This is a genomic window from Staphylococcus sp. 8AQ (assembly GCF_902506595.1).
GTDB lineage: Bacteria > Bacillota > Bacilli > Staphylococcales > Staphylococcaceae > Staphylococcus > Staphylococcus pasteuri.
Genome location: NZ_LR733871.1, coordinates 1,762,526 through 1,789,111 on the forward strand (window position 1 = coordinate 1,762,526; position 26,586 = coordinate 1,789,111).

The following is a 26,586-nucleotide window of genomic DNA, read 5'->3' on the forward strand; positions in this document are numbered from 1 at the left end:
AAAGTAGAATTTCAAGTTTAATTTTTGTCTATTTGATGACAATTAATATTATCAACCCAAAATTAGGTTTTGTAAAAGATTGTTTTAGGTATAAAAACTATAACTAAAAGGTTATATAGAGGAAAGAGTGTCTAAATGATAAACACAAGATCAAGTAAATATTTAGAGGAAATCAATAGATTTGGTAGTATTTCCCAAGCAGCAAAATATTTATACATTTCACAGCCGTATTTAAGTAAGTTTATTAAGGAATTAGAAACTGACTTAGGCACAGAGTTATTAAATAGAGAGAAAAATCCAATTACTTTAACGTACGCTGGGGAACGTTATATAGAATATATGAATCAAATTAAATATACGTATGATGAAATGAAATCGGAATTACAAATGATTTCTGGATTAAAAAAAGGTCGTTTAGTCATAGGAATTAATCCTATACTAGCAGCCCATGCATTATATAAGATATTGCCAGAATTTATAAAAGAATATCCAGGTATCGAATTAAAGTTAATAGAAGAATCAGCTCATCGAATTGAGCAATTACTTATTGATAATAAGATTGATATAGCAATTACGATTTTGCCTTTTTATCAAGGTGTATTCCAGTTTGAAACTCTATCTAAAGAACCCATATATTTGATGATTCCATCCAATCATTCATTAATTACAAATGATAATTACAAAAACAAATCAATTTTTGAAATTCATCAAGAACTAGTAAATGATAATTTTATATTGTTAAAACCGAATATGGCTTTGCGTAAAATCACTAATCAAATATTAGAAGACAATGAGCTTGAACCCAATATTGCTATGGAAACGATTAGCATTGATAATGCATTAAGATTGGTAAATGAAGGTTTAGGGATTACTTATGTACCAGAAAGCGTTAAAAACAGTAGTAAACATTTTGAAGGGTTAAGTATTAAATTAGAAAACCCAAGCTATTTTAATCAAGTTGTAGTGGCATATAAAAGTGATAAATTTAATCACTTGTCTAAAGCTGCACATATGTTTATAGAATTAGCTAAAGCTACATATAATAAAAATGAAGATGAATGAATTTAAAATTATAGCCTGAGACATTAATTGTCCCAGGTTGTTTTATTTTATATAAATTTCAAGAGTAGTAATTATATGAAGACACCAATTAAATAGTGTTTTTAAGTAGCAGTTGAATACAAATGAGCATTCATTTATGTTTCTATGGTGACCTTATTATTTAAAAAATGTAATATGAAAATAAAAATTTATAAAAGTAAGCGTTTGCACTAGGAATTTCATATATCTTATTTTAAAATGGATACATACATAAACATAAGGAGATGGATTAAATGTCAGTATTAGATAAATTCAAATTAGAAAATAAAGTAGCTATCGTAACAGGAGGAGCTTCTGGTTTAGGTAAATCTATGGGAAAAGCTTTAGCTGAAGCAGGTGCTAATCTTGTAATTGCAGATATGAATTTAGAAGTTGGACAACAAACTGCTAAAGAATTTGAAGAAGAAACAGGAAATAAAGCCATTGCATGCAAAGTAGATATAACAAATGTTGATCAAGTAAACGACATGGTAAAAGAAACAATGGATACATTTGGTCATATTGATATCTTGTTCAATAATGCAGGTATTAATGAACATGTTGATTTTGAAGATATGCCATATGAACGTTGGAAAAAAACAATGGATGTTAACTTAAACAGTATGGTACTAGTTACAAATGCTGTTGGTGAAGTCTTCCGTGAACAAAAGAGTGGTGTTATTGTTAATACATCTTCAATGTCAGGTGTTATTGTAAACACACCACAACCACAAGCAGCATATAATACTTCTAAAGCAGCTGTAATTATGCTTACTAAAAGTTTAGCAAATGAATGGGCTAAACATAATATTCGTGTAAATACAATTGCACCAGGATATATGAAAACAGAATTAACTAAAGATTATTTCGCTAAAGGCGGAGATATGATTGATACTTGGATGAATATGACTCCTATGAATCGTCCAGGTGTACCAGAAGAATTACAAGGTGCAGCACTATACTTAGCTTCAGATGCATCATCATTCGTTACTGGTTCAGTTATTACTGTTGACGGTGGTTACACAGCACTTTAATCGTATTCAAAATTGAAGTGTCTGAGACATTAAGTTTTGAGACAAAGGATAAAAGGCAATTTCTATTGAAAAATATAGAAATTGCCTTTTTCTTTGATTCAATATATACATTACTGAGTAACGAATACATGTTTTATTAACATTTATTTACACAAAAAAACTGCCGATAAGACATATATCTTATCGACAGTTATTGAAATTTATCGTGCTATATTATGCTGGAATTTCAGTACGTTTGTTACTATGTTTTCTAAGAGCTGCTGCTAATAAGCTTGATACTACTCCGAAAATCATGAATCCAATAAGCATCCACATTGTTGTATTTAACTCTAGATGATGATTCATATAGATAATTTCTTTTAAGCTTGTTGAGTAATGTGCAAATGGGTTCCAATCATAAATATATTTTTGATAGAACTCAGGTAGCATTTGTTTTGGTAACATTACTAATTGCATACTAAAGAACATTGCAATGAAGAAGATTGGTACTGATTTCATACCTAACCATGTCATTGTTCCAAGAATTAATCCAACGAATCCCATAATAGCTAATGCTACAAATATAGAAACTCTATTTGGATGATCAAAATGGAAATCTAACGCACCTTTCATGAAATATACATATGCGAAACTACCAGCAAATGCTGTAATAGCTGTAAATATCATTTGTGCTACAGACGCAATTAAACGATGTGCAATTTTAACGTTATTACTAGTTCTAAATGCAAAGAATAATAAGATTGATGCAACAATAGAACCCATCCAAACTGGCATGAACATTAAGAATGATGCATTACCGCCACCTTGGTGATCTTTAACTTCATTAATTTTATCGTTATTGATTTTAACTGGATTAGTTACAGCGTTAATATCTTTTGCATCAACTTTAACATTTTGTTTTTCTAATGTTTGAAGACTTTGTTTTGTAATTTGATTATTAATATTGTCACCCATACCTGACAATACGCTACTAGCCATTTGAGAACCTTGTAAACTTGTTCCTTCACTTACAATTGTTTTAAATTGTGCTTTTTTAACGTCAACTTTTTGGTTGCCCATTTTTTTAGCCATTTGTTGTGCTTGTTGAGCTGGAATTTCACCTGATTTTACTTTATCTTGCATTTCAGATTTTTTACTATCCATTACGACTTTTTGAGTTTTACTCATAGCATTTTTTGAAAAGTCATTTTCAAAAATTGCAGCCCCATAATATTTCTCTTTTTCCATACCTTTTTTAGCGTCTTTTTCACTGTCTACTTTAACCCATTTAACAGCGTCAGAATCGCTATCTAATAGTTTATCTTCTAATTTATCACCAATATTTGTTTTCTTACCTTGAATAGAAGTACCTTCATCGTGATTTACGATAGCAATTGGCATATCTTTTGGTTTAGGATTAAACGCTGGGTAAAATGCAACCGCGAAAATCATTAATATTAAAATGATTGCTATAGGCGTCAACCATAATAATTTACTTTTAAATATATTCATAACTTTTTTTTCCTCCCTTGAAACAATTCAACAATTTGTTGAACATTTATCACTTTTACAATTATAATGAGTTTAAATAAATAAACAACAATCAATTAATAGAAAAACGTCTTTTATTGAACACTTCGGTGTATATTGTCTATTAATTATGGGAGGTTTTACATTTTTGAAGGAAGATCGACGTGTCCGTAAAACGTCCGTAAAACAAAATCAGCAATAAAGCATGCCTTTATACAATTATTAAAGGAACAAAATATTGAAAATATTACAGTGCAAGACATTGCAGATAAAGCTGATATAAATCGAGGTACATTCTATTTACATTATGAAGATAAATATTTATTATTAACCGATATGGAAGACGAATGTATTGCTCAAATATCTAAATTCACCACCTTTTCAGAAATTGAAGGTGAAAATGTTGAAATGATTTCGACACTATTTATAGATAAAGTATTGCGAAACATCATTCAACATGTATATGATAATCTAGACTTTTATAATACGATTCTTAATTTGGAACGAAAAAGTCGTTTAGAAGAAAAAATAAGCGACCTGATACAATATAATATGAAGAATCAGATCAGTATTAATAATGAAATTGAAGGCATACCAGAAATGTATTTTCATAGTTATGTGTCAGGTGCCACAATCTCAATTATCAGATATTGGGTATTAGATTCTAATCGTATTTCTGTTGATGACCTTGTCACTCATATTTTCAAAATTATTTATTATGGTCCGTTACGAATTATGGCAGAACAAAAATACAATCAGTCTCGTTAAACACATTGCTCGTAAAATATTGTGATGCGTTTGAAGTTAAAAAGCTTGTGAAAGGACTTTTACAAATGATCACTGCATATAAACATTCAAATCAAATTAATAATGAAATTATCGAAACGACTCTTGATCAACAAGCATTGTGGATTAATGTAGTTGAACCTGATAGAGAAGAAATAGAACATTTAATGGAATATTATAATTTACCAGAAGACTTTATTCGAGATCCACTCGACTCAGAAGAAAGTGCTCGTATTGAGTATGACGAAGATACTGGATACTCACTGATTATTATCGACTTACCTCTAGTTAATTCAACAAATCGCAGTGTCCTATCCTTTATTACTATTCCATTAGGCATAGTCATTGGTAATGGTATCGTAATGACTATTTGTGACGCTGAAAATGAATTTTTAGAGAACTTCTCTAGACAAGACAATATTAATCTGAAGTTTCATAGTCGCTTTGCACTAGAAATCTTAACAACGATTGCGAATCATTATAATAGAAATTTAAGATTATTGAATAAATCACGTATTCGTATCGAAAGAGAATTGAAAAATAATATTACTAATAAGCAACTTTTCAAACTAATGGAAGTCGAGAAAAGTTTGGTATACTTCTTAGCAGCTTTGAAGGGTAACGATACAATAATTAAAAAGTTATTCCGTTTACCTGCTATTAAACGTTTTGAAGATGATGAAGAATTACTAGAAGATTTAATTATAGAAAATAACCAAGCAATTGAAACAACCGAACTACATCAACGTATCTTAGAAAGTATTACAACTTCTTATGCGTCATTATTATCTAATGATATGAATACGATTATGAAAACATTAACTATGTTTACTGTATTATTAACCCTACCTACACTGGTATTTAGTTTCTTTGGAATGAATGTACCATTACCACTAAGTGATCATAGTTACATTTCTTGGATTATCGTTGTCGTTATTTCTCTTATTCTTGTTGCAATCGTCAGTGTTTATTTATGGCGAAAACAAAAGCTATAGCTATAACAAAATTTAAAAAATCACTTGGGACATAAATCCCAAAATAATAGCACTAAGACGATTTATTTTAATCATCTTAGTGCTTTCTTTATACCCAATACTTCGTATTGTATGGCTCTCTTTGCCCAACTTGCTTTGCTTGTAGAAACTGATTTAATCAGTTTCTCTGTGTTGGGTCCCTTCCCATGGTACAGTTTCAGCCAGAAATACGGCACAGATAAATCTGTGAGTATTTCTAGAGTCTTCAACTAGTACTGTTCCCTCGGGAGTCTCGCCATAAATACTACGTATTTTGTGTGTAATTTTACATTATAATACTTTTAAAGAATAAGGCCTTCCGTATAATTTAATAGATATCATCAAAGTAAATTAACGAGTTGTCTTTTTTATAACCTATTTTATTGAACTTCTTTATATTTATTTCTTTTAGATAGAACAAATGTCACAAGAACTGAAACGACAAATGCTATTACCATTCCTATGAGGTAATGTAGCCAGCCACCATGGTTTGGATTGATTGATATAAATCCAGGTATACCTGCTGTACCTAAAGCTATTGCTTTAACTTTAAAGAATGAAATATACGCTGCACCAAGACCTGATCCTATAATAGCACCTATGAATGGGTATCTTAATTTAAGATTCACACCGAACATCGCTGGTTCCGTAATACCTAAAACTGCTGAAATACCTGCAGCTGATGCAACACCTTTTAATTTTTTATTATTTTTAATAATAAAGAATGACGCTAACGCTGCACCACCCTGAGCGATATTTGACATGGTAGCAATTGGGAAGATAAATGAACCACCAGTTTTAGCCTGGTCAGCAATTAATGTTGTTTCTACTGCAATGAAACTATGATGCATACCAGTGATAACGATTGGTGCATATAATAAACCAAAGATTAATCCGCCTATTGCACCACCAAATTCGTAAAGCCATGTTAAGCCATCTGATAACCAGTATCCTAATTGTCTTGTAATAGGACCAACAAATAAGAATGTAATAAATGCTGTTACAAAGATTGATAATAGTGGTGTTACTAAATTATCTAATACTGTTGGTATGACTTTGCGAAGCCATTTCTCAATAGTAGCTAATATATAAGCTGCCACTAACATAGGTAAAACTTGTCCTTGGTAACCTACTTGATTAATATGTAATCCAAATACATCCCAATATGGAATTGATTTACCCGCTTCTAATGCTTTCGGAAAATCATAAGCACTCATCAAACTTGGATGTACTAATATCATACCAAGTGCTGCGCCTAAGTATGCATTACCGCCAAATCGTTTTGCTGCACTAAATCCAATTAAAATCGGCAATAATGTAAATGGTGCATTGGCAAAAATATTAATCATCTCTGCTAATCCAGCAAATTGATCATGAACTTCAATCAAAGATTTGCCATCATAAAATAAGTCCTTAGCAGTTAATAAATTGTTTAGACCCATCAACAAACCACCGGCAACGATTGCTGGAATAATCGGAACAAAGATATCAGATAACATTTTCACAAAGCGTTGTAATGGATTCATATGTTTAGTTGACTTCTCTTTTACTTCAGAAGTTGTAGACGCTTCTTTACCAGTAATATTCTCCATTTCGTTAAATACTTTATTTACAGTCCCTGACCCAATAATAATTTGGTATTGACCACCAGTTGAGAATGTTCCTTTAACGACATCCATTTTAGATAATGCGTCTTCATCTACTTTACTTTCATCATTTAATATTAATCTAAGTCTCGTCGCACAATGCGCCATTGAATCTAAATTCTCTTCTCCACCTATTGCAGTTAATATATCTTCTGCTGATTGTTTATAGTTCATTTGTATAAACCCTCCCAATTTTTTGGAACCAGTTCCAAAATTACTAACTTTATTGTAAACGGTTGCAATAATTAAATCAACCTCATTCAATAAAGTTTTAAATTTAATCGTTGTCATGACAGTTAATTAACTTATATTAATTTACTCTTCAAATGGGTATAAGAATATAAATAATTAAAATTGAAAGGAGTTAGTTTATTGAAAGAACGTGGATATATCGAAAAATTATGGCGTGAAGAGAAATATCGTGTATTACTCCATAGTCAAAGCCATTACAATGCCATACGTGAAAGACTTAAACATAATCCCTCATATAATGAAATTAATCTAGTGATAAAAGAGGCAATTCAAATAACCCCTAGTCAAGGAAGTGTTATGAATGCTTACGATCATATGTGGGGATATTTCAAAAAGTTAGCTACAGAAGAAGAAAAGGAAACTGCTACAAAATTAAAGCATCAATTTAAACATCAAGATATTCCAATAGAAGATTTATTATCATTTTTAAGATTTTTAGCGTATCAATATGATGTTCAATATTTAAAAGAAAGCTCAGTATTAAAAGCATAAAAAAGACAAACCACACTTTTATAAGTGGTTTGTCTTTTTTATAGGTAAAGGTAATAAACCTTTATTGACTCATTAAATGTACATTATTATAAATGTCTGAAGAAAGATTAATTCTAAGTTGTATCACTAAATAATTATAAACAATATAAAGGACTTATTTTTACATCCAGTGAAACGAATTGTCATGCTTCATTTAATTTGTTAGTACTTCGGGGGGAGTATTTCAAATTAATGTTTTTAAAAATCGCTACTTAAATATTGATGTTTCATCATACTTTAATTTTCAGAAGATGGTTATTCATTGGATGTCGTTTAAATATTTCTACCAAATATGAAATATGTTGTTGATTCTTGTTGTCATTGCTTCATATATTCAACATTGTTTCATGATGTCTAATTACTAGTTGCTAATGTGTTAGTAAAAATATTTAAAGTATGAATATAATCCTTGTTGTTTATACTAATGTTAAGTTAATCAATTTTTATTCACTAAATATGGTATATGTGATTCTATGTTGTCTCTCTCTTTTTGTTGTTATATCTAAGTTGTGTATATAACGTACATTTAATACCATAGATTACAACCCTTAATCAATTTAAGTTTTTTAAAATTTCTTTTGGATTGGAATCTATATTTATTATGTACTAAAAAATGAGATTACACGCTATTGAAAATTTCCAAATATACAATACTATATTTCTAAAACTCCTTTTATGTTGCAAACAATACAAAAATGGCTGCGTTTTCACAAAATTTTTACTATGAACTTTATTTTTAACTATTACTATTTGAAGGCGAATCTATTATAATATCAATTATTATTTAATCGCGTATTAAATGCCACAGACATTGAATATCATAAAAACTATTCAATGCAAACAATTTATAAGTGATGATTTTTTTAGATTTTCAAAACAAACATAGAGGAGCTTCGTAATATCATATGACATGTAACCTAAACCTTTTTCATCAGTACAGCACCAAGCCATTTCGTAATATTAATAAAGTCATCATCTTATTTTCATTAACTAATGACTTGAACATTAAAATCAACGGAGAAGTTAAAGATTTAGATGCACACATTGCTATAATTAATCATGGTGACATATTTGAAGTTGAAAATGCTCATAATATAGTACAATTAACGATTCCGATCTTTTATTTTTATGTAGAAGATGACGACTTTTTCCAGTGCTATTTCGATAGACATTTATTACAATCTAGTGGTTATATCAAAACGCTTATTCTACAAACTATACAACAATATTCAGAGGACCAAACGGTTGATCATCAACTTTGTTCCAAAGTAATTCAGACCTTGTATAAAGAAGCAGTTATAAAATACGATGTTGATTATATCCCCAATATGTCAATTAGTAATACTTTGTTTTCAGAGTGTTTACTTTTTCTTCAAGATAGAATAACTCAAACTATTTCTTTAAAAGATGTCGCTATAAATAGTAGTATTTCAGAATCTTATTGTTCAAATTTATTTATACGTTATTTAAATATGAATTTTAAAGATTACTATACAAGTTTGAAAATTCGTCATGCTATTAAACTATTAATGACTACTAATTTATCAATTAACACTATATCAGAAGAATCTGGGTTTAGTAGCCATACTAATTTTACAAATCAGTTTAAAAACTATTTGAATTTTAGCCCAAAACAGTATCGCTCTTATATAGTCAAAATGGATACTTTGCCTCATTTAAATATAGAAGATAAGGATTATTCACCTTTTTTACCATTAATTAATCATTTTGATTTTAATAATCAATTAGCTACAGAGATTACTGAAATCAATATAGATAACTTTGATCCTAAAGATTATTCCAAACCCTCAAAAGCATTTATTAGACTTGATAATTTTAATGAATTATTTCATTTTACGTTCAATGAGTATTTTGATATTGATTTTTCATTTTTACCTGAACCAGTCATTCTTATTGAAAATGTTAGCGACGTAACTTCTAATCAAATTAACTATCATTTGTTACATAGATGCCTTGATAAATTATTTGAGAGACATATTGGTTTAGCAATAAAAATTAAATCTACAAATCAATTTAATGTAGTTAATCAATTTATTTTGAAGTTTTTACAAGGACATAATGACTATAAATTAAATAAAAAAGTCGTAAAATTAATGCTTATTTTTGATTCGTCTAAAATGTCTACACAAGATATACATCTTTGTCATTTAAAAATTAAAAATAAAAATAAAGATATCCAATATGGTATGACTGTAGACGGCCTATTACGTCAAAATCAGACTGTAGAAAAAACATACGATACTTTAAAAAGACTTAATTTTGATTACTATTTAATTGATATTGAAAATATTGAAACGAAATTATCTTTAATTAATAAAAGAAGAACATATAATCATTCGACGACACATTTTGAAAATTATAAGCAGTTCATTTTAGATTCAGGCATAGACTCCACTCATTTTGTGTATGATTATTTATCTTTGAAATGTTTCAAATATGCTAGCAATAGTTCTAATCCTTTACAACTAGCTGATTTAGTTTGTCATATCATTGCTTTACTACGCTATGGTGGTGGTATTAGTTACCAACTCATTGCAGACGAAACGAAGTACTTGTCATTATTTAATGAATTCGGTAATGCATTACCTCTAATTCACATTTATAAAATGACTCACCCTTTTGTAAATGAAGAATTACAAATTTGTAATAACTACATTATGAGTCGTAAAGATGGCAATTATCACTTCATATTATTTAATAAAATAAACGATCGTTATTTATCTGATAGTCAACAAAAATTTATTTTCAAAAACACATTGAAATCACATTCATTGACAATAGTTCAAACTTTGAATAGTGAGCATGGGACAATAGATAATTTATTACCACAAACTAAAGAACAACTATTTCTTGATAAAGATATTATTAATCAATTGGATCAATGCAATCATCCAAAAACAGAACTATTTATTCAAGAAAATGATAATCAAGATGTTAATGTTGTTCTCAAACATGATGAAGTAAAATATGTATGTTTCAAACCTATTTAGCCATCGATTGTAGAATGATGTTGTCATAAGTTTAACAATCTCTGATTAAGGATATATTTAGTATTAAGGAGATGATAGGATTGGATAATCAAAAAGCAACTGAAGCAATTGAAAATGTATTAGACCATTCAAAAGTGGGTGTATTATCAACCGCTTATAATAATAAACCTAATAGTAGATATATGGTATTCTATAATGATGAATTGACACTATATACTAAGACAAATATTAATTCTATAAAGGTTGAAGAAATTGAAGACAATCCTTATGCTTATATTTTATTAGGCTATAACGAAACGACTAACAATAGTTTTGTTGAAATCGATGCAACTATTGAAGTTGTTAAAGATGAAAAAACAATTGACTGGTTATGGGAAACTCAAGATAAATCATTTTTCGATTCTAGTAAAGACCCTGAATTATGTGTATTAAAAGTAAATCCTAAATCAATTAAATTGATGAACGACAAAGATTTAGACACACCCTTCACAATTGAGTTATAAATGAATGATTAATCTCAACTTAAATAAGTTGGGATTTTTTGATGTGATACAAATTCGTATATTTGATGAAAATTTCAAATTATAATATCCACTTATATTTTAAATTTAATTGCAAATCACTCTATTTTTCTGTATAAATAAAATAGTAGATAGATAAACAATATCAAAGGAGATTTTGCTAAATGAAAGGTAAAAAAGGACTCGCTTATAGCCTTATTGCAATCATGGTCATTATATGTATTGTTTTAGTTATTGCTATGATGGCAGGCGGTAAAAAAGAAACATATTATGGCGTAATGAAGAATGGTACAACAATTGATAAAATGATTAGTGAAAAAGACGAAAAAATCGAAAAGAACGTTAAACTTCCATCAGATGCTGATGTATCTGTTAAAAAAGAGGATTTCGTAAGAATTACTAAAAATGAAAAATCTGGCAAAATTGCTAGTGTTAAAAAAGTAGATCATGATGATGTACCACATGGATTAATGACTCAAATCCATGATATGGGCGATATGCATATGTAATTTTAAAAGAAGCAAGTCGATAATGACTTGCTTCTTTTTTATGTTATACGAACGAATATGTTAAGTTATAATCTATCAACCACTGCCTCTAACCATTAAAATGGAAGTACTTTTAAGGGTCACAGTAGCTTTCGCTACTGCTTAAAGGATATATAGTTACTCTCCTGAATTAATTAGTCACTTTTAATCTATGGTGTTTATTAATGGAACACATGAGGTGAACTCATGTGTAAGAAATACTAATTTCTAAAGAAAAAGTATTTCTTTAAATGCATAAGAGCCCCTAATCGCTAAAGCGATTTTCTTCTTGGTTCGCCTTAGCTTTGCTAATGCATAAGAGCCCCTAATCGCTAAAGCGATAAGGGGCTCTAAAATGTCAGATTTATTATTTTATAATGTTTTTAAGTACTCTTGACCTTGTTTTTTATCATAAACGTTTTCCCATTTAGCAATGACAACTGTAGATAAAGCGTTACCCATAACGTTAACTACTGTACGTACCATGTCTAATAAACGGTCAACCCCTATAATTAAAGCAAGTCCTTGAGCTGGTAATCCCATTGCACCTAATGTTGTTAATAACACAACGATTGAAGTACCTGGAACTGCTGCCATACCTTTTGATGTAAGCATTAACGTTAACATTAAAACTAATTGTTCAGTTAATGTTAAATGCATGCCATACATTTGTGCTACGAATAATGCAGCTATAGATTGATATAAAGCTGATCCATCTAAGTTAAATGTATAACCAATTGGTATAACAAACGATGTAATATCTTTCGGCGAACCGAATCTTTCCATCTTTTTCATCATTACTGGTAATACTGCTTCTGAACTTGAAGTTGAGAAAGCCAAAAGTATTTCGCTTTTTAGTATTTTCATAATAGAGAAAATACTAATGCCACACATTCTAGCTACAATTCCTAATACTACAACTATAAAGAATACCATTGCGAAAATTACAACTAATACTAGTTTTAGTAAAGGAAGTAACGCTGATGCTCCGAATGTAATGATTGTTGTACAAATAAATGCAAAGACACCAAGTGGTGCTAATTTTAATATTTTATTAATCATCCAGAAAACTGCTTCTAAAGTTCCACTTAAGAAAGATTTTACTGGTTCTGCTTTTTCGCCAACGGCAGCTAAACCTAAACCGAAAAATACAGCAAAAAAGATAATAGGTAATAATTCACCTTTGTTTAAAGCTTCAAAAAAGTTTGTTGGTACAATGTTTACTATAGTATCAATAAAATGATTACCATATGTAGTTTGTTCTGCAGCATGTGCAGATGTTTGATATTTAGAAATATCGCCCTTTGGTAATTTTGATGGATCTAATCCAGAACCTGGTTTAAATAGGTTTCCGAAAATTAATCCAAGACCAATAGCGATTGTTGTTATAATTTCAAAGTATAATATTGTTTTCCATCCGTAGCGACCTACAGTTTTCGATTCCCCAACGTTCGAAATAGATAGTGCTAAAGAACAGAATACAACTGGAATAACAATCATTTTAATTAAGTTTAAAAAGATGTCTCCAAATGGCTTTATGTAGTTAGCCGCTTCTTCATTTCCATATAATATAAGTCCAACGACAACACCTAGAACCAATGCAATTAATACTTGCACAGGTAGACTGATTTTTCTCTTAAACAGAGCCATATTGCAAACTCCCCTTCATCTGACATCACTTAATTATATCAGATAAGTTAAAAATAGCTATAATTATTTATATAACAAATATAAATAATTGTATTGAAATGTTTTAACTTTTATGAATCAAGAGTAGTTTACTATGTTTATTTTTAAAGGTTCTTCATTTCTATTCTTTAATTTTAACTGATACCCAAAATAAAAAAGTTACCAAATGTTTTTCAACTTGGTAACTCATCTTATTGCAATTATTTTGAAGGTTTATAGTTTTTATTAAAGTAATTATGCTTAGCACTTTTTATACTTTTCTTAGTTTCAGTATCAAAACCTTCGGCAAAAACACCTTTTCTAGTACTAATAGGTTGAATGACATAAGTTATTTTAGGTTCATCTTTAAAAATAACTTCCTTATAATAAACACCCTTTTTAGCGCTATAAAGAGTTTCTTGTTTTTTAACTTTATCTTTTAAATGGTGTTCTTTTAAATAACTATCAACCATTTCAATATTTTTGTGACCTTGATATGATTTAAGCGCGAAGAAAAACGCAAACGCAATCACTAATGAAATAATTAATATAATAATAATTCTGATTAATTTCTGCTTCTTACTCATTTTATAGACTCCTTTTGCCTTATCTTAATTAGTATGAACGAAATTTATGCATTTTTAAAGTCTTATAAAAATTTTGTAACAAAATATTCTTAACTCATTGATATAATGCAAAGATGATTCATATGTTAATTAAAGATACTGTCTTACATCGTCGAGTGGTAAACGTACTGATTCATGGGCTTCTTGTGCACCTTTACCTATAGCAATTGCTACAACTGGTACAAATCGATCGCTATCTATCCCTAACACATTCGCAATATTAGCTTTATCAAATCCGCCTATAGCATTAGTATCGTAGCCATGCGATTTAGCCACAAGCATTAATTGCATTGCCATTAAACTACTATCAATATTAACGATATCTTTCATACCTTCTCTAGATAATCCTTTATAATGAGGCAATACCCAACTTAACATCTTATCTTTAATTTCTTCTGTCATATGATTCTTGCTTACTGCGTCACCGTATATCTGTTCAGCTTTTTCATAATTTTTCAAGTCTCCAAATATGATTATCATAGCTGAAGAAGTATTGACTTGTCTCGAATTCTTACCGAAAGATGGTAATATTTTCTCCTTACCTTCATCAGAATCTACAACTATTAATCTCCATGGTTGCATATTCACTGAAGATGGTGCTTTTGTTGCTTTTTGAATGATATCATCCATTTCTTCATGGCTGATTTTATGTTCTGTATCAAATACTTTTACTGATCTTCTTCCTTTTAATACATCGTCAAATTGAGTGATTTTCTCCATTATATATACTCCTTATTTTTTATAAGTCATTGGATTTTTCAAATCAATAATCTTTAATTATGATTTTCTAATATTTAAATGAAAAGCAATTTAACTTTACTATCAAAATAGGCACTTGACAAGTCACACACTTCATAATATGGTTACCTTAACAAGGAGTGATTTAATGTATGTCGAAAATAGTTATTTAAGCAAACAATTGTGCTTTTTATTCTATGTTTCATCAAAAGAAATTATCAAAAAGTATTCCAATTATTTAAAGGAATATGAACTCACGTACACTGGTTATATAGTGCTAATGGCGATTGAAGAAGATGAGAAACTTAACATCAAAACTTTAGGTGATAGAGTTTTCTTAGATTCAGGCACTTTAACACCATTACTAAAAAAATTAGAAAAGAAAAATTACGTTGTTCGAACTCGTGAAGAAAAAGATGAACGAAATCTTCAAATTTCACTAACAGAACAAGGTAAAAGTATTAAAAAACCTTTATCAGAAGTTTCGCAAAAGGTATTTGGCGAATTTGATATAGATGTAAATGAAGCTAAGGAATTAGTTAACCACCTTCAACTTTTTGTTTCTAAAAACTTCGATAAATCCTCAGAAAAATAATCTTATATAGAGAAAAAAGGCAAAAGTAAACTTGCCCATTTTCATCCCTTTCTTATGCGTTGATAAAATCAAGTTTTGTAAACTTTTCTCTATATTCTCTAGTACGAATTATCACTCTATTAATAATCCATTTTACTTTACCTCATAACAAACGCTTCATATAATGAATTTACAATTAAATATAGTTAATTTATAACTGTAAAAGGAGCTAATAATATGCCAAATAATGACTTCTTTAATAATTCATTTTTGAAAAATGATCCAACTGATTTATTCAGAGATTTAGGTAAACAAGTATTCAATCAATTTTCATCTCAAGCTTTCCCTGTTAATTTATATAATGAAAATGATCATTACTTAATTGAAGCTGAACTTGCAGGTGTGAAAAAAGAAGATATTTCATTAACTTTTGAGCAACATACGTTAACTATTAAAGCTAATAAATATATTGAATCACATAATGGACAAACGCAATTAAATGAACGTTCTAGTGGTGAATTAGTGCGCAGATTTGAATTCGAGGATATAGACAAGTCTCTTATCAAAGCAACATTTGAAAATGGCATTTTAAGCGTACGCTTGCCTAAACAACAGCAAGAAGCTGAAGATGCAACAACAATTTCAATTTCATAATATAAAATAATAGACCTTGTTATGGATTTACCATAGCAAGGTCTGTTTTATTAATGAATTGTTTTCGCGTCTTTTTTATTAACTAAAAACATTGTAATTACAGCAATAATAGCAAATATTGCTAATAATATAAATGCGAGATGGCTTGTACCAGTGATACTAGATACATAAGTGATTACTATTGGTGGGAAGAATCCTCCTAAGCCACCCATCATTGATACGATACCATTTGCTGTCCCAGCTTCTTTTGAAAAGTATGATGGTACAAGTTTAAATATTAATCCGTTACCAATACCTGCACATATACTAATTAATAAGCAACCTATTGTAAATAATACAATGTGAGAAGAAATGCCCAGGATTACTGCGCCTATAATCATAGCAATGAAATCTAGAATTAATACTTTAACAGCATTTAATTTATCACCAAGCATGCCTCCGATTGGTCTAAGGAATGTTGCTAAGGCGATAAAAATACCTGACCGAATTCCTGCATCTACTTTATCAATACCAAAATGATTAACTAAAAAGTTAGGTAAGAATAGACCAAATGCTACAAATGAGCCAAATGTTATAAAATACCATAAGCTTGTATAATATAATTTAGGATTTTTAGCTAATATTTTAGTTTGTGCCACTAAAGGTACTTTAACTTTTGTTTCTTTATTATCACCAAAAATAAACATTAATATAGCAAATAAAGCAATAAATATTAAATACATTCTTACTGTTGTTTGCCAACCGATAATGCCTGCAATAGGTGGTGCTAAGAATGATGAAACTGCTGTCCCTATGTTCCCCATTCCGTATATACCATTTGCTAACCCTACTTTTTCTTTAGGGAAGTATTTAGGAATGGAAGTGACACCTACTGAAAATATAGCGCCCCCTACTCCTAAAAAGAACCCTGAAAGCATTAGCATTCCCGGAGATTTAGCTTGAGCTAAAAAGAATATTGGGAATAATAGTATTATGAAACTACAGAAGAAAACCCATTTAGCTCCAATAATATTTGTGAGATATCCAAACGGAACTCGTAAAATGGATCCTAAAATTACAGGTATTGCTAAAATAATCGATAGTTGTGATGCTGGAATTTTAATATCTTGTGATATGTAAGGCATTAAAGGAGATATGATACTCCAAGCCATAAATCCAACTACTAAACTTAACGTTTGTAAACCTAGTTGAAAACCACCTTTTCTTTTGTCCATGTCTTCACCTTCATAAATTATAATTATTTAGTACTTTAATGAATAAATCATTTAATAATTGTGAGTGTTACTACTTCTATGCAAAGTACTAACTATAACTATATTTTAAGATGTTTGTGAAAAATTGAACATTAGTGTAATCCCTTATTTGTTTACCTTTTTCCCCTATAAAAATAAATGAGTTCAGTAAAATTAAAAGCATTTATTATTAGAATATATGAGACAATTTCATGCGTTGGAAATACTAGTGGTTATAGTGGAACACATGAGATGAACTCATGTGTAAGAAATACTAATTTCTAAAGAAAAAGTATTTCTTTAAATGCATAAGAGCCCCTAATCGCTAAAGCGATTTTCTTCGGTTCGCCTTAGCTTCGCTAATGCATAAGAGCCCCTAATCGCTAAAGCGATTTTCTTCTTCGGTTCGCCTTAGCTTCGCTAATGCATAAGAGCCCCTAATCGCTAAAGCGATAAGGGGCTCTAAAATTCTAATAGTTTCTTTTTCATAGCGTATTCAACTAATTCTGGTTTTGTTTTTAATCCTAATTTGTTCATAATATGTGTTTTATGTGCTTCTACTGTTTTTACAGAAACAAATAATTTTTCAGCAATTTCTTTATTACCGTACCCTTTAGCTATCAACGGTAATATTTCTAATTCGCGTTTTGATAAAATTTTAAAGGGATCAGACCCATCAGTAGGTTCTTGGTTGTTGTTATTAACAAATTCATTAACAAGAGATGTTGTTAATTTCATATCGACATAAGTATCTCCTTGATAAACAGTTCTAATCGCAAGAATTAATTGTTCATCAGGCGCATTTTTTAAAATATAGCCCTTTGCACCATTTCTAAGTACGTGAAATAAATATTCTTCGTCATCATACATTGTTAATATTAATATTTTAGTCTCCGGAAAACTTTCATTGATTTTGCTTGTCGCTATTAAACCAGATTCACCTGGTGGCATACTTAAATCCATAAGAAGAACGTCTGGTTTATGTTCTAACACCTTTTGATATGCTTCAACACCGTCAGCAGCTGTAGCCACTACTTCCATATCTTGTTGATAGTTTAATATCATGGAAAAACCTGTTCGAACAACTGCATGATCATCAGCTATCACAATTTTCAATTTAATTCCCCCAAAAATTTTCACAAAGGTACTTCTAATGTAACTATTGTACCTTTATCAATATGTGTTTCTATATCTACATGCCCGTACACTAATTCAGCACGCTCGCGCATACCGTATAAACCTAGTCCAGATCCTTTTGGTTGAGAATTTGGATTAAATCCGTATCCATGGTCAATAATTTCTGCAATTAAATTATCATTATTTTTTTGAATCATTACATCTACTTCACTAACACCTGCATATTTTAACGCATTATAAATCGCTTCTTGAACTACACGATAAACAACTGTTTCAACTTCACTATCAAAACGTTGCTGTGAAATATTAGATGTGTAATTAATTTGCATTCCGAAATTTTCTTCAAACTGTTTAAAATAAGATTTAAATGCGGCTTCTAAACCTAAATCATCTAATGAAGCTGGTCTTAATTCAACAGATAAATTTCTAACATCATCGACTAATTGAGACATGATGCCCTCAATATTTTCAACATCATTCAATATTTTTTCTCTATCCTGTTGGTACTTTAATAAGCGTAATTGAACGTTTATATTTAAAAGTTCTTGAACTAGACTATCATGTAATTCTCTCGAAATACGTTTACGTTCATTTTCTTGTGCAGAAATGGTTTTTCTTATCATCCTACGTTGGTTCATTTTTTCTTGACGTTCAATCTGAGGTGCAACATCTTGCAAAGTAAATGCATTGATACCTTTTTCTTTATCAATTGTTTGATATGTAGCAGTAAATGGTGCAATTTCTCTTTGATTAGTTTTCATAAAAACTTGAAATGTAGATCTATTAGGTTGTTCTACATCTAAAAAACAATTTTTACATGATTGCAAATCAAATTCATTGGTATAACCTTCACATCTACGACATATTGCATTGGTCATCGTACTATAATTATCTTCCATTGAAATCACTTCATTAGCTGCTTCATTCATAGCTATTACTTTGCCATCATTATTAACAAACACAATTTTCTCATTTGTGCACTCATAATATTTTTTCAATAAAGTTTCAAGTTTGATATCATCATGTCCCAACAATTTAATCACCTAATATCTTCTTTTAATTCACCTAGTCGCTCATTGATAATAATATTTTCTATATTATCAGGCAATGGTTTGTGATTTCTTTGGCCAAATAGTATTACACCATAAACTTGGTTATTAAAGTAAAGTGGTACTGCTATCACCGCTGTTAAACTTTCACTTAATAAAATGGGATATTTTACTTTTTCATCTGGTGACAGCGCCATATCTACATTAGAAATTAGCATTCTTTTCCCTGTTTTCATGACGTTACCAGCTAATCCACGACCTTTTCGTAGAACGATAAGTTTATATCTATCATTGTTATTTCCGGATACATATTGCCATTTTATTGGGGAATAAGTACTTGAATGCTCACAAAATGCAATCGCTGCAAAATCGACGCCTTCTTCTTCTCTTAATTTATCAATATTATATTGAATATTTTGCAGTTTCATATTTAAACCTGGAGTCATTATCATTCCACCTTTGGATCATTACAATTTATTTTTTCGATATATAATATATCTTCTATTAGTATAAGATAACGGTACACTCCATACATGAACTAAACGTGTAAACGGCCAACATGCTAATATTGTGAATCCTAATAATACATGAATTTTAAATTGAAGTGGTACCTCTAACATTAATTCGGCATGAGGTCTAAATAAAAATAACTGTCTAAACCACACTGAAATTGTTTCACGATAGTTAAATCCTTCATTTGTTATATTAGTAACAAGCGTTGAGTAACATCCCATAAAAATAATTAAAAGTAATAAAAAATTCACGAAGATATCAGAAAATGAACTCAAGCGTCTTACATTTTCAAATGTTATACGTCTTGCTGTTAACAATAACATACCAATCAATGTCATTATACCAAAAATGCTTCCTATATAAACGGCACCAAAATGATAAATTCCTTCAGTAACACCTAATGCTTCTGTCCATGATTCCGGTATTGCCAAACCAACAACATGACCAAAAAACACAGGAATAACTCCTAAGTGAAATAATAGACTTCCCCATTTAAGTTGTTTCTTTTCAATTAATTCACTAGACTTGGCTGTCCAAGAAAATTGATCATATTTATATCTTGCAATATGTCCTATAATAAAAATCATCAAACATAAGTAGGGATAAATGACCCACAAAAATTGACTAATCATGTTGCGTCACTCCTTCTGGTGACTTTAGACATAATTTTAATGTCTTACGTAATGCTTGGATAACATATCCATAAGGATGATTATGTTTACCAAGCTCATTTGCCAATGCATACGTACCGTCTTCAATAATCATAATTACAAGTTGAATATTTTCTTCCGCTCTATCATCGCCATACCATTCGATAGTTTGTAGAAATTCTAACATTAACGGTAGATAATCAGATAATTCATTATCTACCATTTTTAATCCAAACATTTCGTATAATACTTTAAGTTTGGCTAACATTTGTCCTCGTTCTTTTTGAGTTTCAAATTTGTTATATGTCATATATAATGGAGAATTTTTACTGAAATCAAACGTATCTGTATAAATTTGTTTTGCTTCAGACAAAGTATAATTCATCATAACTTCTCTAAAATTAACAATATCTTGATAACCAGGATGTTGTGAAGTAATGGATTCATTAAACACATTTTCATTAAATGTTAATTTTTCTGGAAAGCTTAATAACATTGCTATATAACCAAAACTATCTTGATATTTTTTTAAATTATCGAAATTAATCACGGAATATCCCTCCATAAAAGTTTTCGTTATATATTTCTTGACCTGTTTTTCCAGAACCAACTGCAACGCCGCATCCTTCACAATTTGCACCGAAGTTCTCTCCACCATATCCTTGAGATCCTTGAGCATGGTAAGTATCTAAATATGTTTCTTTATGTGATGTTGGTATTACAAAGCGTTCTTCATATTTTGCTAAACCTAATAATCGATACATATCAGAAACTTGTCTTTCGGTAAGATCTAAAGCATCTAACTTTTTAACATCAAATGGTCTATTAGTCACTTTAGCTCTCATATAGCTACGCATCATTGCCATTTTTTGTAATGATTTTTTCACTGGTTCAGTATCTCCAGCAGTAAACATATTAGCTAAATATTCGATAGGTAATCTCATTTCTTCAATTGCTGGGAAAATCATGTCTGGATCTTGTTGTGTATTTTTACCTTCGAAATAACTCATGATTGGGCTTAATGGTGGACAATACCAAACCATTGGTAAAGTACGATATTCTGGATGTAATGGGAATGCTAATTTATATTCAATAGCCAATTTATATATTGGTGATTGTTGTGCCGCTTCAATCCATTCGTGGTTGATACCATCTTTTTCAGCTTGAGCAATAACATCTTCGTCATATGGATCTAAAAATAATTCTAATTGTTTTTCATATAAGTCTTGTTCGTTTTCAGTTGATGCGATTTCTTCAACGCGATCAGCATCATATAAAAGTACGCCTAAATATCTCATACGGCCTGTACATGTTTCTGAACATACAGTAGGCATACCTGCTTCAATTCTTGGGAAACAGAACGTACATTTTTCTGCTTTATTTGTTTTCCAGTTGAAGTAAACTTTTTTATAAGGGCAACCAGTCATGCAATATCTCCAACCTCTGCATGCATCTTGGTCAACCAATACAATACCATCTTCATCTCTTTTATACATTGCACCTGAAGGACATGATGCTACGCAACTTGGGTTTAAGCAATGTTCGCAAAGTCTAGGTAAATACATCATAAATGTTTCATCAAATTGGAATTTAATATCTTCTTCAATTTTTTGGATGTTAGGGTCTTTAGGGCCTGTAACATTAGCACCTGCTAAATCATCTTCCCAGTTAGGTCCCCATTCAATATCCATATTTTTCCCAGAAATAACGGAATACGCTCTTGCTACTGGTGAATGGTTACCTTGTTTAGCTGAAGTTAAATGTTCATAGTTATAATTCCATGGTTCATAATAGTCTTGTATTAAAGGCATATCTGGGTTATAAAAGATTTTACCTAAAGCAATCTTAGACCATTTACTACCTGATTTAAGTTGTAATTTTCCTTTTTTATTTAAAACCCAACCACCTTTGTAATGTTCTTGGTCTTCCCATCGTTTCGGATATCCTGTACCTGGTTTAGTTTCAACGTTGTTAAACCACATATACTCAGCACCTGGTCTATTTGTCCATGTGTTTTTACATGTAACACTACAAGTATGACATCCTATACATTTATCTAAATTCAACACCATTGCGATTTGCGCTTTAATCTTCAAGCCAATTGACCTCCTTCATTTTTCTAACTGCAACGTAAACATCTCTTTGATTTCCTATCGGACCGTAGTAGTTAAAATGATAGCTAATTTGAGCATATCCGCCGACTAATTGTGTCGGTTTCAAATGTATTCTAGTTGGTGCGTTATGTGAACCACCTCTTGTATCTGTAATTTCAGATCCAGGTGTTTGAATATGTTTATCTTGAGCATGATACATAAACATTGTTCCTTGAGGCATTCTGTGAGAAATAACCGCTCTAGCAGTAACAACACCGTTTCGGTTGTAAACTTCTAACCAATCATTATCTTTAATATCATGTGCCTCAGCATCTACATTCGAAATCCAAACATTTGGACCACCTCTGAATAGTGTCAACATATGTTTATTATCTTGATACATTGAATGAATATTCCATTTACCATGTGGTGTAAGGTAACGTAATACTAATGCATCCGTGCCACCTTTAATTTTTTTATCTCTTGTACCAAATACCATTGGCGGTAAAGTTGGTTTATATATTGGTAGACTTTCACCAAATTGTTGGAACACTTCATGGTCTAAATAATAACTTTGTCGTCCAGTTAATGTTCTAAATGGTACTAAACGTTCAATATTAGTTGTAAATGGAGAATAACGTCTTCCATTTTTATTTGAACCTGGAAATACCGCTGTTGGTATAACTTCTCTAGGTTGCGATGTAATATTTAAAAATGTAATTTTTTCAGAAGCTCTTTCACTAGATATATCTGCTAATTTCATACCTGTTTGTTGTTCTAAATCTTGGTAAGATTTTTGAGATAATTTCCCATTAGTAGCTGATGAAATATTTAGCATGGCATCTGCAACATTTCGTGCTGAATGAATACGTGGTTTATCATTTTTAATTGAGTCTGGATCGGTATCATTCCATGTACCTAACATACTTTTAAGTTCTTCATATTGATCTTTAACGCTAAAGCTAACTCCATGTGCGCCTATTTTACCTGTCTCAAGTTTAGGTCCTACTGTAACGTATTTATCATAGATTAGTGTGTAATCTCTTTCTACGATTGAAAAGCTAGGCATTGTTTGACCAGGAATCGGATCAATTTCACCTTTAGACCAATCTTTTACAATTCCGAGTGGCGTACCTATTTCTTGTTTTGAGTCATGACCTAATGGTGATGTAACCACATCTTTAAATGTACCTGGAAGATAATCTTTAGCCATTTCAGATACTGCTTTAGCTAATGTTTTATAAATATCCCAATCTGAACGTGATTCCCATAATGGATCAATAGCCGGATTAAATGGATGAACATATGGATGCATGTCTGTTGATGATAAATCGTGTTTTTCGTACCAAGTCGCTGCCGGTAAAACAATATCAGAATATAATGGCGTTGCTGTCATTCTAAAATCAAGTGATACTAATAAATCTAATTTTCCTGTTGTTTCTTCTCTCCATTTGATTTCTTCAGGTTTGTCATCTTCGTTTGGTGAAGCTAATAAACCTGATTTCGTACCTAATAGATGTTTCATGAAATATTCTTGTCCTTTAGCAGAACTTGATATTAAATTTGAGCGCCAAACAAACAATGTTTTAGGATGATTTTTTCTTAAATCTGGATCTTCTACTGCGAATTTAGTTTTCTTAGATGTCACTTCATCTATAGCGCGTTTAAGAATTGCTTCATTTGAATTGTCACCATTTTCTTTAGCTTCTTCACCAAATAACAAACTATTTTTGTCAAATTGAGGATATGATGGTAACCAACCTAATTTTGCTGCTGTCACATTATAATCAGCAGGATGTTTATGTTTAATATTTTTAGCTAAAGGTGATTTTAATTTATCTACATCTGATTCTTCGTATTTCCATTGATCAGTAGCAAAGTAAAACCAACTAGTTCCATTTTGTAAACGTGGTGGTCCTTGCCAGTCTTTTGCAAATGCAAGTGTATTCCAGCCTTCTATTGGGCGACATTTTTCTTGACCAACGTAGTGAGCCCATCCTCCTCCGTTAACGCCTTGGCAACCACATAACATAACTAAATTGAGTATTGCACGATAAATAGTATCTGAATTGAACCAATGGTTTACGCCAGCGCCCATAATAATCATTGAACGACCTTCAGTATCAATAGCATTTTGTGCAAATTCTTTAGCTACTTGAGTGACTAAATTACTTTTAATACCTGTTATTTCTTGTTGCCATGCTGGAGTATATTTAGAATCTTTATCTTCATAACTATCTGCTTCTAAATCATGGTTAAATCGACGTACGCCATATTGACTTGCCATTAAATCAAATACTGTTGTGATATATGTTTCTGTTCCGTCAGCTAAAGTGACTTTTTTAGTAGGAATAGGTCTTTCAAATATTCCATCACCATTACTATCAAAATATGGAAATTGAATTTGCTGTAATTCATATTCACTATCAGCCATGGATAATGAAGGATCTATTTTGTTTCCTTCATCATCTTCTAATTTAAGATTCCATTGTTTGCCTTCTTCCCATCTTTGTCCCATTGTGCCGTTAGGTACTGTTAACTCATTTGAAATTTCATCAAAAATTAATGGTTTCCATTCCCCATTTTCAGTTTGTTGACCTAAATCAGTAGCTCTTAAAAATCTGCCTGCTTTAAATCCATTTTCATCTTTATCTAACATCAATACGAAAGGCATATCAGTGTATTGTTTAGCGTAATCGATGAAACGTTGGTTTGGTTTGTTTATATAATATTCTTGTAAAATGACGTGTGTCATTGCTTGCGCCACTGCTGCATCTGTACCAGGATTAGGCGCTAACCAATTGTCCGCAAATTTAACGTTCTCTGCATAATCTGGTGCTACAGAAATAACTTTAGTACCTTTATATCTAACTTCTGTCATAAAGTGAGCGTCCGGTGTACGTGTTAAAGGTACATTTGAGCCCCACATAATAATATATGATGCGTTATACCAATCACTTGATTCAGGTACATCAGTTTGTTCTCCCCAAATCTGTGGAGAGGCAGGTGGTAAATCTGCATACCAATCATAAAAGCTAAGCATTTCGCCGCCGAGTAAATTAATAAAACGTGCACCTGCAGCGTAACTCACCATTGACATTGCAGGTATAGGCGTAAATCCTGCAATTCTGTCAGGTCCATCTTTTTTTATTGTGTATAATAATTGAGCTGCTATGATATCAGTAACATCTTTCCAATTAGATCTTACATGGCCACCCATACCTCTTGCAGATTTATACTGTTTAGCTTTTTCTTCATCTTCAACAATAGATGCCCATGCCGCAATTTTATTACCTTGATTTTCTTCTAATGCTTCTTGCCAGAGTTCTAATAATTTTCCTCTTATATATGGATACTTAACTCTTAAAGGACTATATTCGTACCATGAGAATGATGCTCCTCTTGGGCAACCTCTAGGTTCGTATTCTGGCATATCAGGACCACAGCTTGGATAGTCTGTTTGTTGGTTTTCCCATGTAATAACACCATTTTTAACAAATACTTTCCATGAACATGATCCAGTACAGTTAACACCATGTGTAGTTCTAACTTCTTTATCATGACTCCAACGTTCTCGATACATTTTCTCCCATTCTCTGCTTTTACTTTCTAATACTGACCAGTTCCCGTTAAATTTTTCTGTTGGTTTAAAAAAATTCAATCCAAATTTCCCCATATATATCCTCCTACACTAGCAAAGTGATTATCTATGTCCGTTAATTAATTTCGCTACTTTTTCTTA

General features: G+C 30.7%; 23 protein-coding genes. 10 read left to right on the forward strand and 13 right to left on the reverse strand.

Translation table 11 applies throughout. From position 1 onward, the window contains the following. Nucleotides 1-135 precede the first annotated feature (135 nt). Together GVY01_RS08830 and GVY01_RS08835 are read left to right on the forward strand one after the other, a co-directional pair. Nucleotides 136-1,062: a LysR family transcriptional regulator gene (locus GVY01_RS08830; protein ID WP_017636831.1), complete on the forward strand. Its 927-nt coding sequence runs from the start codon at nt 136-138 to the stop codon at nt 1,060-1,062. 272 nt (nt 1,063-1,334) lie between these two features. Continuing rightward, on the forward strand, nt 1,335-2,114 hold the full coding sequence (locus GVY01_RS08835) for an SDR family NAD(P)-dependent oxidoreductase (RefSeq protein ID WP_159333726.1): 780 nt from the start codon (nt 1,335-1,337) through the stop codon (nt 2,112-2,114). Nucleotides 2,115-2,327: 213 nt separating this feature from the next. Here GVY01_RS08835 and GVY01_RS08840 read toward each other — a convergent pair whose 3' ends face one another. After that, nucleotides 2,328-3,605: a YhgE/Pip domain-containing protein gene (locus GVY01_RS08840; protein ID WP_017636833.1), complete on the reverse strand. Its 1,278-nt coding sequence runs from the start codon at nt 3,603-3,605 to the stop codon at nt 2,328-2,330. 216 nt (nt 3,606-3,821) lie between these two features. Between GVY01_RS08840 and GVY01_RS08845 the strand changes: the two genes are divergently transcribed. After that, a complete protein-coding gene (locus GVY01_RS08845) occupies nt 3,822-4,391 on the forward strand; it encodes a TetR/AcrR family transcriptional regulator (protein WP_414075559.1) in 570 nt (189 codons plus the stop codon). A 65-nt stretch (nt 4,392-4,456) separates the two neighbouring features. Beyond that, on the forward strand, nt 4,457-5,404 hold the full coding sequence (locus GVY01_RS08850) for a magnesium transporter CorA family protein (RefSeq protein WP_017636835.1): 948 nt from the start codon (nt 4,457-4,459) through the stop codon (nt 5,402-5,404). 398 nt (nt 5,405-5,802) lie between these two features. Here GVY01_RS08850 and GVY01_RS08855 read toward each other — a convergent pair whose 3' ends face one another. Next, nucleotides 5,803-7,242, reverse strand: coding sequence for a sucrose-specific PTS transporter subunit IIBC (locus GVY01_RS08855; protein ID WP_017636837.1), 1,440 nt, complete (start codon nt 7,240-7,242; stop codon nt 5,803-5,805). 198 nt (nt 7,243-7,440) lie between these two features. Between GVY01_RS08855 and GVY01_RS08860 the strand changes: the two genes are divergently transcribed. From GVY01_RS08860 to GVY01_RS08875, 4 genes are all read left to right on the forward strand, one after another. Beyond that, a complete protein-coding gene (locus tag GVY01_RS08860) occupies nt 7,441-7,812 on the forward strand; it encodes a YbgA family protein (RefSeq protein ID WP_126568283.1) in 372 nt (123 codons plus the stop codon). A gap of 944 nt (nt 7,813-8,756) precedes the next feature. Further along, nucleotides 8,757-10,862 (forward strand): AraC family transcriptional regulator Rsp, encoded by a 2,106-nt coding sequence (gene rsp, locus GVY01_RS08865; RefSeq protein ID WP_108016969.1) that lies wholly within the window; start codon nt 8,757-8,759, stop codon nt 10,860-10,862. Between the two features lie 71 nt (nt 10,863-10,933). Further along, nucleotides 10,934-11,365, forward strand: a complete 432-nt coding sequence (locus tag GVY01_RS08870) for a pyridoxamine 5'-phosphate oxidase family protein (RefSeq protein WP_371683225.1) — start codon at nt 10,934-10,936, stop codon at nt 11,363-11,365. A 182-nt stretch (nt 11,366-11,547) separates the two neighbouring features. Next, nucleotides 11,548-11,892 carry a DUF4889 domain-containing protein gene (locus tag GVY01_RS08875; protein ID WP_017637748.1) on the forward strand — a complete coding sequence of 115 codons (345 nt, stop codon included), beginning with the start codon at nt 11,548-11,550 and terminating at the stop codon, nt 11,890-11,892. Between the two features lie 390 nt (nt 11,893-12,282). Here the strand turns inward: GVY01_RS08875 and GVY01_RS08880 are convergent, their stop codons facing one another. The 3 genes from GVY01_RS08880 to GVY01_RS08890 all read right to left on the reverse strand — a co-directional run bounded on the left by GVY01_RS08880 (nt 12,283) and on the right by GVY01_RS08890 (nt 14,924). Continuing rightward, nucleotides 12,283-13,560, reverse strand: a complete 1,278-nt coding sequence (locus GVY01_RS08880) for a dicarboxylate/amino acid:cation symporter (RefSeq protein ID WP_017637747.1) — start codon at nt 13,558-13,560, stop codon at nt 12,283-12,285. A gap of 239 nt (nt 13,561-13,799) precedes the next feature. Then, on the reverse strand, nt 13,800-14,165 hold the full coding sequence (locus GVY01_RS08885; RefSeq protein ID WP_017637746.1) for a DUF3139 domain-containing protein: 366 nt from the start codon (nt 14,163-14,165) through the stop codon (nt 13,800-13,802). Nucleotides 14,166-14,294: 129 nt separating this feature from the next. Beyond that, the gene (locus tag GVY01_RS08890; protein WP_017637745.1) at nt 14,295-14,924 is read right to left on the reverse strand and encodes a nitroreductase family protein; all 630 of its coding nucleotides are present in this window, start codon (nt 14,922-14,924) and stop codon (nt 14,295-14,297) included. Between the two features lie 166 nt (nt 14,925-15,090). On the opposite strand from GVY01_RS08890, the gene GVY01_RS08895 reads away from it, so the two are divergent. Then, nucleotides 15,091-15,537, forward strand: a complete 447-nt coding sequence (locus GVY01_RS08895; RefSeq protein ID WP_017637744.1) for a MarR family winged helix-turn-helix transcriptional regulator — start codon at nt 15,091-15,093, stop codon at nt 15,535-15,537. A gap of 216 nt (nt 15,538-15,753) precedes the next feature. Next, nucleotides 15,754-16,170 carry an Hsp20/alpha crystallin family protein gene (locus GVY01_RS08900; RefSeq protein WP_017637743.1) on the forward strand — a complete coding sequence of 139 codons (417 nt, stop codon included), beginning with the start codon at nt 15,754-15,756 and terminating at the stop codon, nt 16,168-16,170. Between the two features lie 50 nt (nt 16,171-16,220). Here the strand turns inward: GVY01_RS08900 and GVY01_RS08905 are convergent, their stop codons facing one another. From GVY01_RS08905 to GVY01_RS08940, 8 genes are all read right to left on the reverse strand, one after another. Then, nucleotides 16,221-17,384, reverse strand: a complete 1,164-nt coding sequence (locus GVY01_RS08905; RefSeq protein ID WP_017637742.1) for a nitrate/nitrite transporter — start codon at nt 17,382-17,384, stop codon at nt 16,221-16,223. 480 nt (nt 17,385-17,864) lie between these two features. Further along, on the reverse strand, nt 17,865-18,518 hold the full coding sequence (nreC, locus tag GVY01_RS08910; protein WP_029055762.1) for a nitrate respiration regulation response regulator NreC: 654 nt from the start codon (nt 18,516-18,518) through the stop codon (nt 17,865-17,867). A 20-nt stretch (nt 18,519-18,538) separates the two neighbouring features. Beyond that, the gene (gene nreB / locus GVY01_RS08915) at nt 18,539-19,570 is read right to left on the reverse strand and encodes a nitrate respiration regulation sensor histidine kinase NreB (RefSeq protein WP_017637740.1); all 1,032 of its coding nucleotides are present in this window, start codon (nt 19,568-19,570) and stop codon (nt 18,539-18,541) included. Nucleotides 19,571-19,578: 8 nt separating this feature from the next. Then, entirely contained in the window at nt 19,579-20,034 is a 456-nt protein-coding gene (gene nreA, locus GVY01_RS08920; protein WP_159333727.1) for a nitrate respiration regulation accessory nitrate sensor NreA, read from the reverse strand. 21 nt (nt 20,035-20,055) lie between these two features. Beyond that, complete coding sequence (gene narI / locus GVY01_RS08925; RefSeq protein WP_017637738.1) at nt 20,056-20,733, reverse strand: respiratory nitrate reductase subunit gamma; 678 nt, start codon at nt 20,731-20,733, stop codon at nt 20,056-20,058. Further along, on the reverse strand, nt 20,726-21,301 hold the full coding sequence (gene narJ, locus GVY01_RS08930; RefSeq protein ID WP_017637737.1) for a nitrate reductase molybdenum cofactor assembly chaperone: 576 nt from the start codon (nt 21,299-21,301) through the stop codon (nt 20,726-20,728). Before narJ ends, narI begins: the two co-directional genes overlap by 8 nt. Then, nucleotides 21,294-22,847 (reverse strand): nitrate reductase subunit beta, encoded by a 1,554-nt coding sequence (narH, locus tag GVY01_RS08935; protein ID WP_017637736.1) that lies wholly within the window; start codon nt 22,845-22,847, stop codon nt 21,294-21,296. Before narH ends, narJ begins: the two co-directional genes overlap by 8 nt. Next, nucleotides 22,837-26,520 (reverse strand): nitrate reductase subunit alpha, encoded by a 3,684-nt coding sequence (locus GVY01_RS08940; protein WP_017637735.1) that lies wholly within the window; start codon nt 26,518-26,520, stop codon nt 22,837-22,839. The genes narH and GVY01_RS08940 overlap by 11 nt, the downstream gene beginning before the upstream one ends. Nucleotides 26,521-26,586 lie beyond the last annotated feature (66 nt).

Bases quoted from the DNA above. Each gene is read 5' to 3' on its own strand.
- GVY01_RS08880 (WP_017637747.1), bottom strand. From the start codon at position 13,560: ATGGCTCTGTTTAAGAGAAAAATCAGTCTACCTGTGCAAGTATTAATT.
- GVY01_RS08940 (WP_017637735.1), bottom strand. From the start codon at position 26,520: ATGGGGAAATTTGGATTGAATTTTTTTAAACCAACAGAAAAATTTAAC.
- GVY01_RS08835 (WP_159333726.1), top strand. From the start codon at position 1,335: ATGTCAGTATTAGATAAATTCAAATTAGAAAATAAAGTAGCTATCGTA.
- GVY01_RS08840 (WP_017636833.1), bottom strand. From the start codon at position 3,605: ATGAATATATTTAAAAGTAAATTATTATGGTTGACGCCTATAGCAATC.
- rsp (WP_108016969.1), top strand. From the start codon at position 8,757: ATGACATGTAACCTAAACCTTTTTCATCAGTACAGCACCAAGCCATTT.
- GVY01_RS08905 (WP_017637742.1), bottom strand. From the start codon at position 17,384: ATGGACAAAAGAAAAGGTGGTTTTCAACTAGGTTTACAAACGTTAAGT.
- nreA (WP_159333727.1), bottom strand. From the start codon at position 20,034: ATGACTCCAGGTTTAAATATGAAACTGCAAAATATTCAATATAATATT.
- GVY01_RS08830 (WP_017636831.1), top strand. From the start codon at position 136: ATGATAAACACAAGATCAAGTAAATATTTAGAGGAAATCAATAGATTT.
- GVY01_RS08870 (WP_371683225.1), top strand. From the start codon at position 10,934: ATGATAGGATTGGATAATCAAAAAGCAACTGAAGCAATTGAAAATGTA.
- narI (WP_017637738.1), bottom strand. From the start codon at position 20,733: ATGATTAGTCAATTTTTGTGGGTCATTTATCCCTACTTATGTTTGATG.
- GVY01_RS08850 (WP_017636835.1), top strand. From the start codon at position 4,457: ATGATCACTGCATATAAACATTCAAATCAAATTAATAATGAAATTATC.
- GVY01_RS08875 (WP_017637748.1), top strand. From the start codon at position 11,548: ATGAAAGGTAAAAAAGGACTCGCTTATAGCCTTATTGCAATCATGGTC.
- GVY01_RS08895 (WP_017637744.1), top strand. From the start codon at position 15,091: ATGTATGTCGAAAATAGTTATTTAAGCAAACAATTGTGCTTTTTATTC.
- GVY01_RS08855 (WP_017636837.1), bottom strand. From the start codon at position 7,242: ATGAACTATAAACAATCAGCAGAAGATATATTAACTGCAATAGGTGGA.
- GVY01_RS08885 (WP_017637746.1), bottom strand. From the start codon at position 14,165: ATGAGTAAGAAGCAGAAATTAATCAGAATTATTATTATATTAATTATT.
- GVY01_RS08900 (WP_017637743.1), top strand. From the start codon at position 15,754: ATGCCAAATAATGACTTCTTTAATAATTCATTTTTGAAAAATGATCCA.
- GVY01_RS08890 (WP_017637745.1), bottom strand. From the start codon at position 14,924: ATGGAGAAAATCACTCAATTTGACGATGTATTAAAAGGAAGAAGATCA.